This is a genomic window from Streptomyces sp. ACA25, assembly GCF_028200735.1.
In the GTDB taxonomy this organism is placed as follows: Bacteria; Actinomycetota; Actinomycetes; order Streptomycetales; family Streptomycetaceae; genus Streptomyces.
Map to the genome: position 1 here is coordinate 1 of NZ_JAQKPV010000063.1, position 1,306 is coordinate 1,306.

Consider the following 1,306-nt stretch of genomic DNA (forward strand, 5'->3'; position numbering starts at 1 on the left):
GCGACGTGGACGTGCTGGGTGCGGGTGAGCGGGAGTTGGTGACCAGGACCTGGAACGACACCACCGCCGACATCGGCGACGCGACGCTGAACACCCTCTTCGAACACCAGGCGTCGACCCGCCCCGACCACACCGCCGTCATCTTCAACAACGAGCACCTCACCTACGGCCGGCTCAACACCGAAGCCAACCAACTCGCCCACCACCTCACCACCCTCGGCGTCACCCGCGGCGACCTCGTCGGCGTCCTCCTCGACCGCGGACTCCCCCTCGCCACCACCCTCACCGCCCTCACCAAAACCGGCGCCGCCTACACCATCCTCGACCCCGACTTCCCCGACGAACGCCTCACCACCACCGCCCACACCGCCCACATCACCACCCTCATCACCCACACCCCCCACACCCACCGCACCACCGGCCCCTGGCACACCCTCACCCTCGACACCACCGACACCACCCACCAACCCACCCACAACCCCACACCCCACCTCACCCCCCACGACACCGCCTGCCTCATGTTCACCTCAGGCTCCACCGGACAACCCAAAGGCGTCCTCTCCTCCCACCGCAACCTCACCTCCACCCTCACCGCACAGACCTACGCCACCTTCGGCCCCACCGAAACCTTCCTCCAATGCTCACCCGTCTCCTGGGACGCCTTCAGCCTCGAATTCTGGGGAGCACTCCTCCACGGCGGCACCACCGTCCTCCAACCCGGACAACGCCCCGAACCCACCCTCATCCACCAACTCACCACCCGCCACCACATCACCATGCTCCAACTCTCCTCCAGCCTCTTCAACTACCTCACCGACGAACACCCCACCACCTTCACCACCACCCACACCGCCTACACCGGCGGCGAACCCGCCTCCCCCACCCACACCCACCACCTCCAGCAACTCCACCCCCACCTCACCATCACCAACGGCTACGGCCCCGCCGAATCCATGGGCTTCACCACCACCCACACCCTCACCCCCACCACCACACCACCCCCCACCATCCCCATCGGCACCCCCCTCACCAACAAACACACCTACATCCTCGACACCCACCTCAACCCCACCCCCATCGGCACCACCGGAGAGCTCTACCTCGGAGGCCACGGCCTCGCCCACGGCTACCACGCCCAACCCACCACCACCGCAACCCACTTCATCCCCAACCCCTACGGCCCACCCGGCACCCGCCTCTACCGCACCGGCGACCTCGCCCACTGGACCACCGACGGCCAACTCCACTACACCGGCCGCACCGACACCCAAACCAAAATCCGCGGCTTCCGCATCGAACCCGCCGA

1 protein-coding gene is annotated in these 1,306 nt (G+C 67.3%); it reads left to right on the forward strand.

The features are described from left to right. The coding region (locus tag PJ985_RS23160; protein WP_271685847.1) for an amino acid adenylation domain-containing protein at nucleotides 1–1,306 on the forward strand (1,306 nt) is incomplete at both ends.